Origin of the sequence: Marinimicrobium sp. (assembly GCF_002695945.1) — a bacterium.
Taxonomy (GTDB): Bacteria; Pseudomonadota; Gammaproteobacteria; order Pseudomonadales; family Cellvibrionaceae; genus Marinimicrobium; species Marinimicrobium koreense.
Genome location: NZ_NZQP01000021.1, coordinates 55485 through 72238 on the forward strand (window position 1 = coordinate 55485; position 16754 = coordinate 72238).

Sequence of the window (16754 nt, forward strand, 5' to 3'; positions counted from 1 at the left end):
TCTTGACCGGTAATGGACAGGGGTCGTCCCACTTTGATGAGAGTGTGAAAGGTGGTGTTTGCCACTTTTGGGCCGCCGGGAGGCGGCAAAGGTGGGACACNGGTTCCCACCGGTGGCTGGGGCTGAAAGCNCCGGAGGATGCGGGCTTCAGTGGTCTCGCAGGTGGCGCATGATATTTACGAAGCTATCGACCCAGTAGCGCTCGGGATGGGCCGCCAGGTGCTCCAATAANGCGTTGTGCGCCTCCCGGGAGACCGACAGGTAGTCGCCACCGACGCCGTGGAAAGTAAAGTTGGCCATGGTACCCCGGCGGGCCGCTTCCTCGACCACCGCGATCAGCTCTTCGCCGGACACCTCGGTTGGCACGGCCACCGTAATGCCAAAGCGGTCCAGGGATTCCAGCGAGGGAGTAACTCCTCCGGAACCGATGGATTTGGCCCCGAGAAAGAGCGGCTTCACCGGTGTCAGGTAATCCCGATCTCCGACCCGGACATCGCCGCAGGGGGGCGTATAGGTGCGCTCCGTCTCACCATCAATCAGAAACAGAAAGTCATTGGCCAAGGTGATCTGCTCGGCAAACGCCTCGACCGGGATCTGGCTCAGATCCTGATGCNGCGCCACCCANTCCCGCCCCGGNCGCTGCTTGTCGCATTGATGNAACAGTGAATGGTTGCCCANCTCATGCCCCTGANCGGCCGCCGCGCGCCACTCGTCCAGNCGCTCCANNAACAGCGGGGCCGCCGCCGGCACATAAAAACTGCCCCGGAACCCATGCCGGTNCAANTCGGGAATCACATAGTCCAACTGGGANGCGAGCGCATCATCATAGGCAAGATTGACCGCNGCTNTGGCATTGCCGGGCCAGGAAATCGGTTCGGCCGAAGAAGACACCGGCCACCACAGCAGCAGNNCACACAGCAGCCCGACNGTTTTAAGACGCAAATATNGCATAAACATTACCCGGAGAGTTNNGAGGCAGGCGTTATAGTACTGCGGACCTTATCCCGACGCCATAGGCCCCGGTCACGCCTTTGAACGCCCTACCACCAGAAGTTGATCAGAATATTGAGTGGGCCAAACGCGTCCACNTTGTGCCACCAGTGCTTGGGCAGGAACAGGGCATCGCCCGGCTCCAGATCTGCGACCTGGGCGGTGGATAGCGCTTGGGCGAAGCGCGGGTAACGGTTCAGGTCCGGCGCCCGCAGGTCCACCAGGCTGATCGGTCGGCCNCCCGGGGTGTGGGGCGCATCGGCGATATACAGATTGTCCTCCTGATCCGGCGGAAACAGGGTAAAGCGCCGACGTCCGGCCGCCACACAGGCGATATTGTCGGCGGCATCGTTGTGAGTGGCCACCCGGGTCGAGTTCCCCATCCACAGGTTGGGCTTCACTTCCGCACTCAANNNNCNGANGCGTACAGACCTTTTCCAACCCCGGAAAATAGTCGGGAATGGGTGTGGAGCCGACATAAAAGGCCGCCGGTCGGGGCGCCCGCGACTGCGAGGCCAGAATCTCCAACGCATCCGGCAGAAAACCTTTCATCCGGGTGAAGTTGAATCCACTCAGATCATCCGTATAGAACAGCCGCCCGCCCTCTTTGGGACCGGCGATCATGGCCTCCAGAGGCTTTCCGGCATCAAAAGGCAGCAGGTAGCGAGCCACCGCCTCCGGCGATTGCCGCGCCGCCGCCACCAGGGGCCAGTGCTGGGCGTAGCCTTTGAGCAGTACCGGGTACTGGGGCGGGGCCTGCTGAAAGTCGACGGCCAAAGCTCGCTCCCGATCCCACCAGGCCACTTGCTGGGCCCGGGGCTCGGTCGGTTGCGTCGGTGAGTTCAGGGTAACGGAAACAGTCATGAAGCATCAAAATCCAGAAACAGGTTAGCCGTCAGTCGACCCCGGGCCGGGTCGGCACTGAGGTCCCGGTCGGGCTCGATCAGCCCGGAGTGCAACAGGTTCCCGGGATAAATCAATAATCGATCCGGCCGGTAATCCACCTGGTGAATCAACTCAAAATGGGCATCGCTGCCCCGACAATAACGTGCCGGAGGCGTCCCGTGCTCGCGCATGTGCCGCTCGGCTTCCTGCACAAAATGTGCGAAGCGCTCATCGGTAATACGCTCGTAGCCGGTCGGGCGATGGCGAAAGAATCCGGTGCCGCCAAAAGGGCCCGGATTGAGGTAGTGCATGATCGCAAAATAGAACCCGCGACGGGTGTCGTAATGGGGCACACGCTGCAGCACGGCGAGATCGGATTCCGCCCGGGTGACCAGGGAGAACAACTGATGAACGCAATGGCCCCGGTGTGACGCCGGCACCGCGTACACTTCCCGGATCAGCGGCTCCACCCGAGACAGTACCCGGCGGGTGTAATCCGCCGGGAGGTTGGCACGTATCCCCGGATAAGCGGCCTGCCCTTCGCCGGAAAAGGCCGCCCATTCACTGGCGACCCGTTTGAGAGGCTCCAGGTCGCCCAGCACATAGTCCAGCACGATCACCGGGGTCTGCTCGTCACCGATGCGCACCACGGAAGCATCCACCTCTCGACTTATCCGCTCCAGCGCTGTTGCACCCGACATGATCACCTCTCAGCCGTTGGCCGCCTGGGCCATGGGCATCTTGCAGTAATAGTCGATAAACGCCTGATGGGAAGGCAACTTGGCCACCAGCTGTTCGGTCGATTGCCGCAGCTTTTTCAGGAAGTCCGCAAGCTCTTTCTCGGTCATCACACCCGCCATGGGATGGTAGGCCTTGGGCGTGATGCCCTGGCCCATCATCACCTGTATCCACGACTCTTCGCCAAACAGTTCATTTTCAATTTTGAACACCCGGGCCGAATCGCTGAACAGATCAATTCGCTGGCGCAACGGCGCCGGTATTTCCATGTTTTTGCAGTAGCGCCAGAAGGGTGTGTCGTCTCGTTCGGTGACTTTGTAGTGCAGAATGATGAAATCCCGGATACGTTCGACTTCGAGCTTGGTCTGCTGATTGAACTCATCGATGTCCGACTGGACCATCTGGCCGCTGGCCGGAAACAGTTGCACGAAGCGAACCAGGCTGCGCTGAATCAGGTGGATGCTGGTCGACTCCAGGGGCTCCAGAAAGCCGCTGGCCAAACCCAGCGCCAGGCAGTTTTTCACCCAGTGCTTGCGCCGGGTGCCGGTGCGGAACTGAATCGGTTTCGGGTCGGTAATCGGCTCGCCCTCAAGGTTGCCGAGCAGGGTTTCCCGGGCCTGCTCATCACTCATGTAGCGGCTGGAATACACCAGGCCGTTACCGACCCGATTCTGCAGCGGAATGCGCCACTGCCAACCGGCATCATGGGCGATGGAACGGGTGTAGGGAATCGGCTCGCCCACGGATTCGGTCTGTACCGCCAGGGCGCGGTCGCAGGGCAACCAGTGCGACCAGTCTTCGAAGCCGGCGTTCAGGGACTGCTCGATCAGCAGTCCGCGGAAGCCGGTGCAATCGATAAAGAAGTCGCCATCCACCTGTTTGCCCGACGCCAATGTCAGGGACTGGATTTCGCCATTGTCCGGGTTGAGGTTCACTTTCTCGATCTTGCCTTCCACCCGCTCGACACCCAGTTTTTCACTGCGCCGACGCAGGAACGCTGCGTAGCGACCGGCATCCATATGGTAGGCGTAGTTCATCCGGCCATTGGGCAGAACCGCGAACTTGTTTTTGTGAGACGCCAGCAATTCGGCACAGTAGTCACCGTAAGGATAATCAATGCCTTTGGCCTTTCCCGCCAGCCAGAAATGCAGAAAGCTGCAGGCCCAGCAGTCTTTGCCCGCATAGCCGAACGAGTGAATGTATTTGTGATCTTTCTCTCGCCAGTTTTCAAACGAAATGCCCAGCTTGAAGGTACCGTTCACTTCCGCGAGAAATTCCCGCTCGTCGATATCGAGCATTTTGTGAAAGGTCATCAGTGGCGGGATGGTGGCTTCACCGACGCCAACGGTCGGGATATCGTCGGACTCCACCAGTTTGATATCGAGATTTTTTCCAAGCGTCTGCGACAGCAGCCCGGCCGCCATCCAGCCGGCAGTTCCTCCACCAGCAATCACTATGCGTTTGATACTGTCAGTCATGGTCACCTCGGCTCACTCTGAGCAAGTCGTGCCTAAACGGTATGAAGCCCGTGTCGGCGAATATGGTTTATCAGGGAGCGGTTGTCCGGAAGCCCTTGCAGCAGCTTCCGGGTTTGCACCCCGTTTTCATGGAAAGCGGTCTGAGCGGCGGCTCCCGATGACCGGACCCGGCGCTCCAGCGCCTCCGGGGCGGTATACTCCGGGCGCATGCCATAAAGGATGTACTGGTAGCTGGCCGACGGAAACAGCTCGTCCCGGTACAGGCTGTCGCAGGTCCAGGGGCTGCGCGAGCGCCACAGCAACAGCTGCTCGGCCAGCTCATCGGGCACACTCTCTTCGGCCCGGTGCGCTCGCCAATAATCGGAATCCTCACGGGTGCTCAGAACATAATGCAGCTTGAGAAATCCGATGATGTTGTCCCAGTGGCGGCAGAAGCGTCGATTGAACCGACGGGCCACCACCGACATTTCCTCCCGGTTTTCCGGCATCTGCTGGACCAGGAACTGGGCCGAGCGCTCCACCAATACCAACGCGGTGGCCTCCAACGGCTCGATGAACCCGGCCGACAGACCAATGGCCACACAGTTGTTCTGCCAGAACCGTTCGCGGTGCCCGGGATCAAACTGAATCAGACGTGGGGACAACTCATCCAGTGTCGCACCGGAGTCCGTCCCGCGTACATAGGCCTCCAGCCGCTCATACACCCTATCCTTATCGATATGCGCGGATGAAAACACGGCGCCGACACCGCGCCGGGTCGGCAGCGCAATATCCCAGATCCAGCCATCGGGATGGGCCGTACTGAGGGTTTGCGATGCGACGGGGCTCAGCTCGCTTGAGTAAGGTACCTGCACCGCCAGTGCGGAATCGTTGAACAGTACCGGGCGCTGACTGACCCAGGGAACCTGATAGTGTTGTCCGAGAAGACGGGACGCCATACCGGTGCAGTCAATAAACAGGTCCCCAGCAAGGGTTTCGCCGGACTTCAGATGCAGGTGTTTGATATCACCATTATCCCGGGGCTGAACACCGGTCACCTCTCCCAAGTAATGCACCACGCCCAGATGTTCCACACAGTGGCGCTGCAGCAGGCGGGTAAATTTACCGGCATCCAGGTGATAGCCGTAGTTCAGGTTGAACGCGTACTCCGGGGTCGCCAGTTGCTTGGGTGCCCGTCCGTCGTCACATACCGCTGATTGCGGGCTGACCGCATAGGCGAAGGGCAGGTCCCGATGGGCGTAGCGCCAGTGCTCCGCCAGATTCAGGCGTCCGTATCCGGCAGGCAGCGTGAACGGATGATCATACCGATCGCCGTCGCCGCGGCACCAGTTCTGAAAGCGTGACCCCTGTTTGAAACTGACATCACATTCGCGGATGAACTCGGATTCCGACAGACCGATGGTCCGCAGGGTTTCAAGCATCGAGGGCCAGGTGCCTTCACCGACACCGATGGTCGCAATATCCGGCGACTCCAACAACGTGATCCGTCGATTGGGTCGGGAGTCAAGACGAGCGTCGGCGGCCAGCAGGCCCGCAGTCAGCCAGCCGGCGGTGCCGCCGCCAACGATGACGACGTGTTCGGTCGGACTATTGTGCACGCTCATGGTGGTTCCGTGATTTGCGCTCAATCAGAGCGCGCATTTTGCCCATGGACGCAATGGTCATATAGATGGGCTCCAGGTAGCCGCGCTCGTGCAGGCTCGCGACCTGCTCCGCGCTCAACGCTTTGAGTCGCTCTTCCTGAATGGTATAGAAACCCATCAACTGGCCGGTGGTGCCGTCTTCCAGAGTGATATCCATGGTTACCGGCTCCAACAGCTGCAGCTCGGTCAGAGTATCAATGAAGGCGATGTCGTGCTGGTGCCAGACATGAATGGCTTCCAGCATACCGGACACCCGGTCCAGATAATCGGTATTGGCCCCGTGCTCTTCGAACAGACGGGTGCCGGTTTCAGTGTTGACCTTGGGGTGCTCAACATCGATGTGCATCATGCGGCGCGGCTCGTCGCCGTCATCGCCGGGGTAGGTGCCGATGGAGAAAGGCACCCGCTGCATCATCAAGGGGATGTAACCGGCATCCCAGCGGTCATCCTGAAGAAAAAGGTTCTCTTCCTGCTCAAGGCCAAACAGAGCCACGGCAAAGAAGCGCCCGCTGTTCGGGTCTTTTTGAAACAGTATGGGATAGTGAGCCTGTACCGCGCGAAATTCCGGGGAAAAGGTCTGCCCCCACATCACCGCATCGCCGTTCTCGGGCCGGAAGCGCATGTCCACCCGCAAATCACGGTGTTGTTCACTGTTCAGTAATACGGTTTTCACCTAAAGGCTCCTCGTTTTTTGTGCTTATCGTAATAAAGGCTCAGAAATCAACAGATCAGAGACAAAAAAGCCGCCCGATAACGGCGGCTTTCCTTGCATCGTCAGGGTGACAGCCCCAACCGGCGCTGTCACCCCAGACATCGGCTCAGGCTTAGAAGCTGTAGCGAGCGCCGATGTTGTAGCGAGCGTAGCCCTGGTAGAAACCCAGAACCTGCTCATCAGCACGGCCGAAGTTGCGACCGCTCTCTTCGGTGAGGTTCAAGCCCTCGAAGAAGACGGACAGATTATCGGTCACGTCGTAGCTTACGTTCAGGTCCACCTGACTGTACTCATCCACATAGATCGGGTTGTTGCCCGTTCCGGAAGCGGTTGAGGCCAGGAAAGAATCCCGCCAGTTGTAGGCAATCCGCGCCTGCCAGCCGTCTTTTTCATAGAAGGCAATCAGGTTGGCGGTATCACTGACACCGGTAATCGCAAACTGCGGGTCACGCAGCACCATGTTGTCAAACTCGGTGCTTTCATCTACCAGAGTGTAGTTGGCAATCACACCAAATCCAGTATCCCAGAAGTTATGCTGAACCGCCAATTCCCAACCGTCAATGTCGACAGTCTGGTCAGAGTTGGCCGTTTCAGTCACGTCAAACGGAGAGTTGGGATCCTCACCGGGAATACCGACAATGATGATATTGCCGCTTCCGTCCATATAGGCGGTTTCGGGATCAGGGAAGTTATCGAAGATGTACTGGCGAATAGCGCCCACATCGTTCGGCGCGATACCACTATCGATGGCCGCTTGGGCGCGTTCACCCAGTGCCGGATGTGGGGTGTTGGCCAGAGGCGCTTCTTCACGCACCACACGTGAACCCAGGAAGTTTTCCACTTCTTTCTGGAAGTAACCCACGGACACATAGCTCGCTTCCCCGTAATACCATTCCGCCGACAGATCGAAGTTGTCAGACTTGAACGGCTCCAGACCGGGGTTGCCGCGGCTGGCGGTACCGCCATTGACCCGTACACCCTGGCTGTAGCTGGTTCCACCACGCAGGTCCAGCCAGTTGGGACGAGCGATGCTCTGGCCGTAAGAAGCACGCAGGATCACATCCTGAACCACTTCCAGGCTCAGATCCAGCGAGGGGAGCAGGAAGTCATAGTCACCGCTATCAATCACGGAGTCAGCGTCGCCGACAGTCGGCATGGTGAACTCGTTCGCGGCTACCCACTCGATCGGACCGTAGCTTTGGGCCGTCGCTGGAGTGCTGACTTCGGTCGACTCATAGCGAACGCCGGCATTGACGCCCAAGGGCATTTCGGCCACAAAGGTATCCCAGTTGAACTGGACGTAGGCGCTATCCGAGTCTTCATAAATCTCATTGAACTGATCCGGAGCGGCAGCGCAGTAGAACGAACCACCTTCGGCACAGTCGGCCGGACCGGAGCCGTCATCGTAATTGGCGGCAGCGAAATCACGAACATCCTGGAAGTTGAATGCAAAACGCTCATTCAGCGGCATGGTATTGGAACCGCCCAGGAACGCCATCTCTTCCGAAGTGGTGTCCGCATACTCTTTGTCGAAGCGATCGAGGATTGTCTCACGGGTGAAGAAGTCGGCAGGCATATCACCGGCCTCACCCAAACCACCCCAAGTGTCACGCTGGACGTTGGAGAAGGCTGAGCGATAGTCGCTTTCAGTGCGGGCAATACCGAACTGCAGACGCATGGCGTCGTTGAATTCCCACTCACCGTCGAGCTGAACCTGGTCGATTTCGTGCTTCATCTGGCTGTTACGGAAGAAGCTACCGGACACCTGCAGGTCTTCTGTGCGCAGGGAGCTTCCGCCGGCACCGTCGACGATATCCAGGATCAGGACCGGCATATCACCTTTGACATTCAAGGTGGTCTGGTCACGCACATAAGCGGAAACCGCGATACCGACGCTGTTGCCGTATGGGTTGTTAGGCCGGGCTTCTGCCTCAGAGCTATGCACATCCAGAGACAGAGTCAGCGGATCGATGGGATTCCACTCGACATTGAAGCCGACGGAGTTGTTCTCGTAGAGTGAGGACTGCTCACCGACACCAAACGGCAGGTCACCGTTGGTCATGTCTTCGGAGTACAGCAGCGGAGTCTGAACCGAAGGCGACTCATTGTCAGTGAAGATGGTGCTTTGACCGCCAAAGTTGAACCAGCCACCTACGTCGTTGTACTCAGAGTCGATCTCGTTCTGACTATAGGTATAGTCCAGCGTGGTGGTCAGATCTTCGTTGGGCGCAAACTGCAGGGTCAACTGACCGTTGGTCCGCTTGCGCTCAAACTCGGTAAAGGCGTAGCCCATCTGTTGCGGTGTGGAGTACACATCTTCCGCTGCCGGCTGGTTCTGGTGATTACCGTTGGCGAAGTCGACGCCACCCCATTCGTTGGTGACACCGGGGGCACCGCTCCAATCCTGCACTACTGTGCCCGGGAATGAGCGCCAGCCAGTACCGATTTGAGCGGCAGCGGACCCGCCTTGGCGCTCCTGGTAGCTGGCAGTGACTGCCACACCGAACTTACCGTCGGCATAGGTATCGGTGAAAATGCCGGAGATTTCCGGGGTCAGCTCACTATCCACCGATGATTCATCCATAACGCCCTTAACGCCGATTGAGGCGCGAGAGTCCAGCTCCAGCGGACGCGGGGTCAGGATATTGATGGTAGCACCCATACCACCCGGGGGAACGTCGGCGCGGGCGGTCTTGTACACTTCAACGCCGGTCACACCTTCCGAAGCCAGATTGGCAAAGTCAAAAGAGCGGGAGCCGGAGGCGACAGTGGCTTCCAGAGTCGCGCCGGGCATCTGACGACCGTTCAGAGTCACCAGGTTGAAGTCCGGCCCCAGACCACGAACGGTCACTTTGGCCCCTTCACCGTCGCGACGGTCGATCGAGACACCGGTGATCCGCTGAAGCGATTCAGCAAGGTTGGTATCCGGGAACTTACCGATGTCTTCGGCGGAGATCGCATCCACGATACCGCGGGAGTCCCGCTTGATATCCATGGCACGAGTCAAACTGGCCCGAATACCGGTAACCACGATTTCTTCCAGCATTGCCTCGTCACCGTCTTGGGCGTGGGCACCGCTGGCCAGGCCGACCATCGCGGAAGACGCGACGACGGAGGCGATAAGCTTGCGCTTGAAACTGCTGTTGTTGGTCATATGCGAATCCTCAAACCGTTATAATTTTAATCTTGCCGATGCGGTCGATGAGTGACGACCGCTCATTTGACACTATCCTCGCATCCCGCAACTTTCGTCGTCCCACTTTGCCGAAACACCCCAAGGTGGCCTGTCTCACTTTACGTTTCGTAAAGCGAGACACCCTTTCAGCCCCCGTGTGACGGCACTTTCCGGATACCGAACGCCCCCGGGGCGACCTTCAGCCGAACCCCGTCCGAGAAGCTTACGATCCGCTCTGTATCCCCAAAGTTGTAGGCCAGATAGGTCGTCTGTACGCCCGATTCAAAAACCACGGCGGCCGGATAGTCGGCCGTGACCTGGCCGGACCCCGAACGCAAATGACCCAACTCCGTCCAGGCGTGTAACCACTGATAGGTATGGGCCCGGGTCTCGCCTCCCTCCGGCGCATACTCAAAACCGGTCTCGGTCATATCCGCCAGTGCCGCCTCGGCGTCGGTCATCGCCCAGATGTTCCACCAGATATCCCGCCAGTGCCCATCCCTCAGACCGGAAGGCTTGCCATTGCCGGACTCACTCAGCCCCAGAGCCACATAGTCAGCCAGGTAATCCGGGTACTGCCCGAGGTGAAGCACCAATGGGCTGAGCGGCAGCCCCTGAATGCCCAGAATGTGGGCATGAGCCTCGCTGAACCAGGTGGTAAACACATGCCCGGCCCCCCAGACAATGGAGGTAGTGAGTTTGTCGTAGGCATCGGGGAAGTTCCGGTAGATCGCCGGGCGCTCGCGATAGCCGTCAATGTCATTCCAGTACTCCCAGAAGGCGGCGGCCGTGGAGGCGTGCAGGTAAACGCCCCGCTCCACCAGCTCTGGCTGTTCGGTCACCAGCCCGTACAACACCACGGCGCCGTAGGCCGTGGCCGCCTCGGAGGTCGACTCATTGTTATTTCCGAGCAGATAGTTGGCGGCCCCCGATGCCCAGGAGAAGCCGAGAGCGGGATCGAAATACCGCAGGTAGGGGAACTGAGGGTCGTCACGACCCGCCGCAAAGTCCCGGATCAGCAACTCGACCATGGGGCCCCAGCGGTCTTTGGCGCACCAGCCCGGGTCGACCCGACATATCTCCGCGGCGGCACGGACAAAGTAGCCATAATGAAAGTGGTGATCGTTCAGAGCCTGGTGGGTACCGAACGACTCGTGCACCCCCAGCACCGTGTTCCAGCGGTCGTCATAGACAAAATACCGGGCCTGCTCGGCGGGGTCGGCGGTAAACCAGTCCTCCAACTCGGATTTCAGCCAATCAATCAGACGATTGGCCTCTGGCTCAAGCCCCTCTTCCCGGGCCAAAAGGGCCAATTCGGCCACCTTGCCGTAATTTTTCCCCGCGAAATAGGTGTCGGTCGCCTGGTTCCAGTCCTGCGGGTCCTGGGCCATAAAGTCATGCACCAGTGCCCGCAGCCGCTCCGGGTCATAGTCACCCAGCCCGGAGGGGAGCCCGGGAAGAACACCGACAGAGGGCAGCTCGTACGCGAAGCCTCCCGTCACTGCAAACCGCATGACACCCCGGGCACTGCGCACCTCGTAGTCGGTAAGCGCTTGCTTACTGTTTTTCCAGTGCAGTGGCTGAAGCCCCGCCAGGGTTCTCACTGGCTCATCCCGGTATCGATACTGATGGGAGACGGTCACCCGGTAGCTGTCCGGATCGACCTTGTAGTCCACCTCAACCTCATCCACGGGCTGCCGGGCGTGGGCGATAAAATCGCCAATCATGGCGGCCGACGGGCCGGATTCCGGCGCCGGGAGCCAGGTCAGGGTGAAGTGGCTATTGCGGCTGGCGGCGGTGATTTCCGAGCCATTGACGCCGGTGAACTCGGTCGTCCCATGTCCGGTCAGCAAAAAGTGGTTCAGGTTTCCCGCCACATCGGTCCAGAGCCCCAGAGTGTTGCCCTGCCGATAGAAAATGCCTTTGCGCTCACCGTCCGGCTCCAGGGTCCGGATCTGCAGGTCGCCGCGAAACACACTGAGGTACACATAAGGGGAGCCCTGCACGAACGTCGCCGACATCACCGGGCGGTGGCCATTGCGCCACTCCAGAGACACGGTGCCATCACTGTAGTCCCTGACATAGGCATCGAGGCGATCAAACTGACTGTTGGCAATGGCAATACCATCAAACACTTCGGCCAAGGGCTCGGGCACCGGGTAGGTCACACCCTTTTCCTGGACTCGCAAACCGGCGGGTATGCCCATCAGCCGCATCCCGCGCTCGGTGATTCTGGCCATCAAGGGGTCCGGCGTGATGTGTCCGGGGCCGTCGGGATCATCCACCCCGTGCGCACCAAAAAAGGTGACATTGCCCCACCAGCGGTGGGCCATGGTGGGCTCGCGGGCGGCCGGAGCGACGACGCTCGGCTGCAACGGCAGTGGCTGCACCATACCGCCACAGGAGGGAACCTGCGCTTTCACCACCCCGGCGCTGGTCAGCCTGGCCTGCTCACGCTCCTCCTGACACTGGTAGCTTTGTGGCTGAACGCTGAGGCTCACCGAGCCGGCACCATGCTCCCCCGGCGGCTGGCAACCCGCCAGCACAACGCCCAACACCACTACACTGAATACCACTCTCGCCCGTGACACGTCGCCCTCTCTATTGTTATGTACCGCCGCCGGAGGTCCGACGCGGGTAACCGGTTTACCGGCCTTGGAGGACATAGAACCTGAAAGGGCGTAGCTCGTCGCCCCACTTTACACTTACGTGAAACTGGGACATCACAAGCGGAAAACGGGAAGGATTCAGAGAAGTGAGACGGCGGGTGCGGCCTTGGGCCTTACTGCGCCCTACGGGGGCTCTGGTGGGCGGATCGGCCCGACGGATCAATGGCCTACCCCGGCAGTGGGTGTAGGGCGGATAAGGGCCGCAGCCCGCATCCGCCGTTACTTGAACACTACTGCCGGATCAACTCAAACTGCTGATTGGTGCTGTCGGCACTGCAGGTCCACTGAACGATATTGGCCCCATCCCCCTGACTGCGGGCCTCCACGTCCAGACACTTCTCGCTCTGCCGACCAATGATGCGCCAGCGCCCTTCGCCCGCGCTCTGAAAGCGGAACTGCTGGTTGTGGCCGCCCAGATACTCCCAGAGCATCAGATTGGCGCCATCGTCGGTGGACAGGCCTTCCACATCCAACGCCCGGCTAGAGGCATTGAGTGGCGAAATGCGGTGGTAATCGCCATCGACCGGGGAGATATCCCACTTTTGACAATCGTTGTTCAGCCAGCTCCACTGCTGCACATTGGTGCCGTTTCCGGTGCCGCAATTGGCCACATCCAGGGTCTTGCCGCTGTGCACCGGCACAATGCGATAGATGCCATCCACGGTGCCGTTGCTGCCGCCCCCTGAACCGCCGCCGGGCGCGGTGCCCACACTATCGCAACCGGAGACATTGATGCTGGAACTGTCTGTGCGCACCAACTGGCAGTTGGGGTTGCCGTTGGAGACCGAGCCGCTCAACACATGGGTATCTGAAGCGTCCTCCAGAAAAATGCCGTGGGAGGTGGTGTTGGCGATATCCACATAGTTGACGGTGGTGCCATGGCTGTCCGAAACGCTGAAAAAGCCCCGCCCGGAGTTGCGCGAATAAACACTCTGCACGCTGACATTGGGGCCGTTATTGTTGGCCACCCGGAAGGTCGCATAACCACCCCCCTGATTGTTGTAGTGGCCGGTCACATTGCCCACGGTGCCGTTGCGGGAATTGTTTAGCAGCAGGCCGCAGCCCCCGTTGTTGGTGACCGTCACATCGCCGATGGTGAAACCGTCAATCCCGTAGGTTTCCACCCCATGGCCCTTGGCTCCATTGATGTTGATGTTGCCCGCAATGGTCAGGTCAGTTGCTGAGCCGGTGGAATCGTCCACCCGGATGCCCAACCCGACCGGGCTGTTGTTGCTCAGGTCCATGGTGATGTTTTCCAGGGTCACATGGGAGCATCCCCGGAACCAGATACCGTAGCGCGGATTACCGGTCACGTGCAGGTTGCGTACCGTGATGTTGTCGCGACGATCACAGTACACCGGCACCACCAGATCGCCGCCGTTGGCATTGACGGTGTGTCCGTGAAAATCCAGTGTCTGACCGGCACGGGGCCGGATGGAGTAGACATTGCCCCCATCGGGGCCACTATCGCCGGAGTTGCGAATATTGACCGTACCGGAGCCCATATTGTTGATCGCGGCGTTGATCGCATCGAAATAGCGGGAACCGTCATACACCGTATTGCCATCCACCCGAGCCAACCAATTGCCATTGGTGCGGGTCACTTCGGCGTCCGCCCAGAGGCTGGGCGACAGGAATATCAGAAACAACAGAACAACCAGCGGCGAGCGCCGCAGACGAGATAGGAACATAGATTCTCTCCAGTTTTTATTGCCGTTATGGTGGAGACGCTGACGCGTCGGTCCGACGAGAGATACCGCATGTGAGGACTGCCAACCCCACTCAGGTCGGGAACCATGAACCTACAAGAGTTTTCCGCTAACTTGTATTACATTACGCTCAAAATGCGAACCATTTCACACATTATAAATCACTAAAGCGCATAAATAGTCATATAAGGGCATGAAACCCAGTCAATTCCGTCAATATCGCTACCAGACAAGCGCATAAAGCAGGTGCATAAACACCACCACTGCGGTCAACTGCCAGCGCAGTTGGGGATATCGCGCCGGGTACTGGCGATCCACGCCCGCCAGATATTCAAACAGACGCAACCCCAAAAACAGAGCCGCCTGGAGCACGAGCGCTTCCGGGGGACGCAGGAACGCAAAACCGACGATGCTCGCGACCGGGAAAGCCACCGCCACTAACGCCCGGCGCGTGGGATGTGCCGACTGGTACAATACCGGCCAAAGCACACCGGCCATAAAGCCCAGAATCAGAGCGCTGTACAGTTGAAACAGGCGTAACGCCTGACCGGTCTCAATCAGGCCCAGAGCGGACAAGGGCGGCAGGAGCACAAAAGGCAAGAGCCCCAGATAGCCGAGGCGCTGGATGGCGTTCAGACGTTTGATAAACGACAGGTTCATTCAGGTTCTCCAGGGAATCGGTGGTGCGGGCAGCGGATCACCCTCGTAGCCGGGTACCTTGCCAAAACGCTCACTGCCCGCTTCCCACTCATCCTGAGCCTCGGTGATCTCCTCCCGGCTGTGCCCGACGAAGTTCCACCAGATCAGAATTTCTTCCCCCAGTGGCTCTCCGCCCAGCATCAGCAGGCGGGTACCCGCCGTCAAATGGACGCGTACTTCATCGCGACCACCACCGATATACGCGAGGTGGTTGGCGGCAAACGCTTCACCCTCCACCTGAATATCGCCCTCAAGGGCGACCAGACCGTATTCGAAGTCAGGTCGCAAACTCAGAGTCAGATCACCGGCCTGCTCCGCCAGAAATTCCACCGCGACCAGCGGACTGAAACTCAGCGTGGGTGCTTGACGGCCGGCGTACTCGCCCACCAGCAGCGTCGCCTCGACATCCCGCTCCTGCCAGCGAGGCAACTCCGGGTAGTGATCAAACCGCGGTGCCGTATCTTTGTGCGCTTTGGGCAAGGCAATCCATAACTGAGCGGCGTGCATCATCGGCTCTGGACCGGTGGCCTCTTCGGTATGGGCAATGCCGTGACCCGCAGTCATCAGGTTGACCTGCCCCGGGCGAATCACCTGCTCACTGCCGAGACTGTCCCGGTGCAACACCTCCCCCTGAATCATCCAGGTAAAGGTCTGCAACCCGATGTGCGGGTGGGGCCCGACCCGAAAGCCGGGGGCATCCTCCGGAAAGCGGCTGGGTCCGGCGTGATCGAGAAAGCACCAGGCGCCGATGGTCCGCCGCTGTCGGCGCGGCAGAATCCGGTTCACCGGGATGCCGCCCACATCCGCCACCCGGGGCGTCACGATCTGAATCTGATAGCGGCCATCGACCTTCGGACACTCCAGATTGGATTCCGGGGCGGTGGGCCATTCAGTATTGGTCATAAGCGAGTCCTGTTCAGTTGGGCGCGCGTTGGGGGCCTGCTATAGTCTACCCCTATTTCCATCAACGGGATCACTTGCGCCAGAGGTCACCATGTCAGAGACACCGCACACCATCCGCTGGGGCATCATCGGCGCCGGCGATGTCTGCGAAATCAAAAGCGGGCCGGGCTTTCAGAAGGCGCCAGGCTCGGAGCTGGTCAGCGTCATGCGCCGCAATGCGGCCAAGGCGGAGGACTTTGCCCGGCGCCACGGTGTCCCCCAATGGACCGACAATGCCGAGGCGCTGCTGAGCGATCCCGATATCGATGCCATTTATATCGCCACGCCTCCCGCCAGTCATAAAGATTACGCTGTTGCCGCACTGGCCGCCGGAAAATCCGTGTATGTGGAAAAGCCGGTCGCGCGCAACGCGGCCGAGTGCGAAGCGATGATTGCGGCCGAGAGCACCTCAAACGGCAAGCTTTGCGCGGCTCACTACCGGCGGTTTTTACCGAGCTTCATGAAGTTGAAGGCGTTACTGGACGAGGGCGCGATTGGGCGGCCATTGATCGTTCGGCTGGATATGCTGCAACCGGCGGACTCAGCGTTGATCGCCAACTCTGAAGAGAACTGGCGCATTGAGCCGTCCATTGCCGGTGGCGGTCTGTTTCACGATCTGTCTCCCCATCAATTGGACCTGATGCTGCACTGGTTCGGTCCGGTGTCCCGGGCGAACGGGTTTGGCACCAATCAGGGCGGTCACTACAAAGCCGATGATTGTGTACACGGCTGGGCCGAGTTCGACAGCGGCGTGGTGCTACAGGGGCGTTGGCACTTTGCGGTGCCGGAATCCGAGGCGCGGGATCTGTGTGAGGTGATCGGCACCGAGGGGCGGATAACCATCAATTTTTTTGGAGAGCAGGTATTGAGGCTTTTCAATAAGGATGGGGAGCAGACTTTCCGCTTACCCAACCCACCCCATATCCAGCAACCGATGATTGAGCAGGTGGTGCGTTATTTTCAGGGAGAGCGGGACAATCCGTGCAGCATGACGGAAGCGCGGGATGTGATGGCGTTGATGGATGCGTTTGTGCGGTGATAAGGCCGAAGGCCGCATCCGCCGCCACAAAAAAGGCGGCCCGCTTACGCGGCCGCCTTTTTGTTTCGCGTGACG

General features: G+C 59.6%; 12 protein-coding genes and 1 pseudogene. 1 reads left to right on the forward strand and 12 read right to left on the reverse strand.

Translation table 11 applies throughout. From position 1 onward, the window contains the following. Nucleotides 1-147: 147 nt before the first annotated feature. The 12 genes and pseudogenes from CMG77_RS04160 to CMG77_RS04210 form a co-directional block, all read right to left on the reverse strand. Nucleotides 148-957 carry a polysaccharide deacetylase family protein gene (locus tag CMG77_RS04160; RefSeq protein ID WP_353743452.1) on the reverse strand — a complete coding sequence of 270 codons (810 nt, stop codon included), beginning with the start codon at nt 955-957 and terminating at the stop codon, nt 148-150. An 83-nt stretch (nt 958-1040) separates the two neighbouring features. After that, nucleotides 1041-1523, reverse strand: coding sequence for a cupin-like domain-containing protein (locus CMG77_RS04165; RefSeq protein WP_502691748.1), 483 nt, complete (start codon nt 1521-1523; stop codon nt 1041-1043). Continuing rightward, nucleotides 1435-1854 (reverse strand): annotated as a pseudogene (locus CMG77_RS15770) (cupin-like domain-containing protein); the annotation flags it as partial. The gene CMG77_RS04165 and the pseudogene CMG77_RS15770, both read right to left, overlap by 89 nt. Next, nucleotides 1851-2576, reverse strand: a complete 726-nt coding sequence (locus tag CMG77_RS04170; protein ID WP_286807617.1) for a DUF6445 family protein — start codon at nt 2574-2576, stop codon at nt 1851-1853. The pseudogene CMG77_RS15770 and the gene CMG77_RS04170, both read right to left, overlap by 4 nt. 9 nt (nt 2577-2585) lie before the next feature. Further along, nucleotides 2586-4091 (reverse strand): tryptophan halogenase family protein, encoded by a 1506-nt coding sequence (locus CMG77_RS04175; protein WP_286807618.1) that lies wholly within the window; start codon nt 4089-4091, stop codon nt 2586-2588. A gap of 32 nt (nt 4092-4123) precedes the next feature. Beyond that, nucleotides 4124-5695: a tryptophan halogenase family protein gene (locus CMG77_RS04180; RefSeq protein WP_286807619.1), complete on the reverse strand. Its 1572-nt coding sequence runs from the start codon at nt 5693-5695 to the stop codon at nt 4124-4126. After that, a complete protein-coding gene (locus tag CMG77_RS04185) occupies nt 5679-6407 on the reverse strand; it encodes a SapC family protein (RefSeq protein ID WP_211331070.1) in 729 nt (242 codons plus the stop codon). The genes CMG77_RS04180 and CMG77_RS04185 overlap by 17 nt, the downstream gene beginning before the upstream one ends. Before the next feature lie 151 nt (nt 6408-6558). Continuing rightward, nucleotides 6559-9600 (reverse strand): TonB-dependent receptor, encoded by a 3042-nt coding sequence (locus CMG77_RS04190; RefSeq protein WP_123638476.1) that lies wholly within the window; start codon nt 9598-9600, stop codon nt 6559-6561. A gap of 167 nt (nt 9601-9767) precedes the next feature. Continuing rightward, nucleotides 9768-12212, reverse strand: a complete 2445-nt coding sequence (locus CMG77_RS04195; protein ID WP_286807620.1) for a glycosyl hydrolase — start codon at nt 12210-12212, stop codon at nt 9768-9770. A gap of 308 nt (nt 12213-12520) precedes the next feature. Further along, a complete protein-coding gene (locus tag CMG77_RS04200; RefSeq protein WP_286807621.1) occupies nt 12521-13981 on the reverse strand; it encodes an RICIN domain-containing protein in 1461 nt (486 codons plus the stop codon). A gap of 240 nt (nt 13982-14221) precedes the next feature. Then, nucleotides 14222-14659, reverse strand: a complete 438-nt coding sequence (locus tag CMG77_RS04205) for a DUF3429 domain-containing protein (RefSeq protein WP_211331071.1) — start codon at nt 14657-14659, stop codon at nt 14222-14224. Further along, nucleotides 14660-15601, reverse strand: a complete 942-nt coding sequence (locus tag CMG77_RS04210; protein ID WP_286807623.1) for a pirin family protein — start codon at nt 15599-15601, stop codon at nt 14660-14662. A 91-nt stretch (nt 15602-15692) separates the two neighbouring features. Here CMG77_RS04210 and CMG77_RS04215 point away from each other — a divergent pair, with 91 nt between their 5' ends. Continuing rightward, nucleotides 15693-16679 (forward strand): Gfo/Idh/MocA family protein, encoded by a 987-nt coding sequence (locus CMG77_RS04215; RefSeq protein ID WP_286807624.1) that lies wholly within the window; start codon nt 15693-15695, stop codon nt 16677-16679. Nucleotides 16680-16754: the final 75 nt, after the last annotated feature.

What these genes read in the sequence shown, in the direction of transcription:
- CMG77_RS04215 (WP_286807624.1), top strand. Translation starts at nt 15,693, where the DNA reads ATGTCAGAGACACCGCACACCATCCGCTGGGGCATCATCGGCGCCGGC.
- CMG77_RS04205 (WP_211331071.1), bottom strand. Translation starts at nt 14,659, where the DNA reads ATGAACCTGTCGTTTATCAAACGTCTGAACGCCATCCAGCGCCTCGGC.
- CMG77_RS04170 (WP_286807617.1), bottom strand. Translation starts at nt 2,576, where the DNA reads ATGTCGGGTGCAACAGCGCTGGAGCGGATAAGTCGAGAGGTGGATGCT.
- CMG77_RS04175 (WP_286807618.1), bottom strand. Translation starts at nt 4,091, where the DNA reads ATGACTGACAGTATCAAACGCATAGTGATTGCTGGTGGAGGAACTGCC.
- CMG77_RS04180 (WP_286807619.1), bottom strand. Translation starts at nt 5,695, where the DNA reads ATGAGCGTGCACAATAGTCCGACCGAACACGTCGTCATCGTTGGCGGC.
- CMG77_RS04210 (WP_286807623.1), bottom strand. Translation starts at nt 15,601, where the DNA reads ATGACCAATACTGAATGGCCCACCGCCCCGGAATCCAATCTGGAGTGT.
- CMG77_RS04190 (WP_123638476.1), bottom strand. Translation starts at nt 9,600, where the DNA reads ATGACCAACAACAGCAGTTTCAAGCGCAAGCTTATCGCCTCCGTCGTC.
- CMG77_RS04200 (WP_286807621.1), bottom strand. Translation starts at nt 13,981, where the DNA reads ATGTTCCTATCTCGTCTGCGGCGCTCGCCGCTGGTTGTTCTGTTGTTT.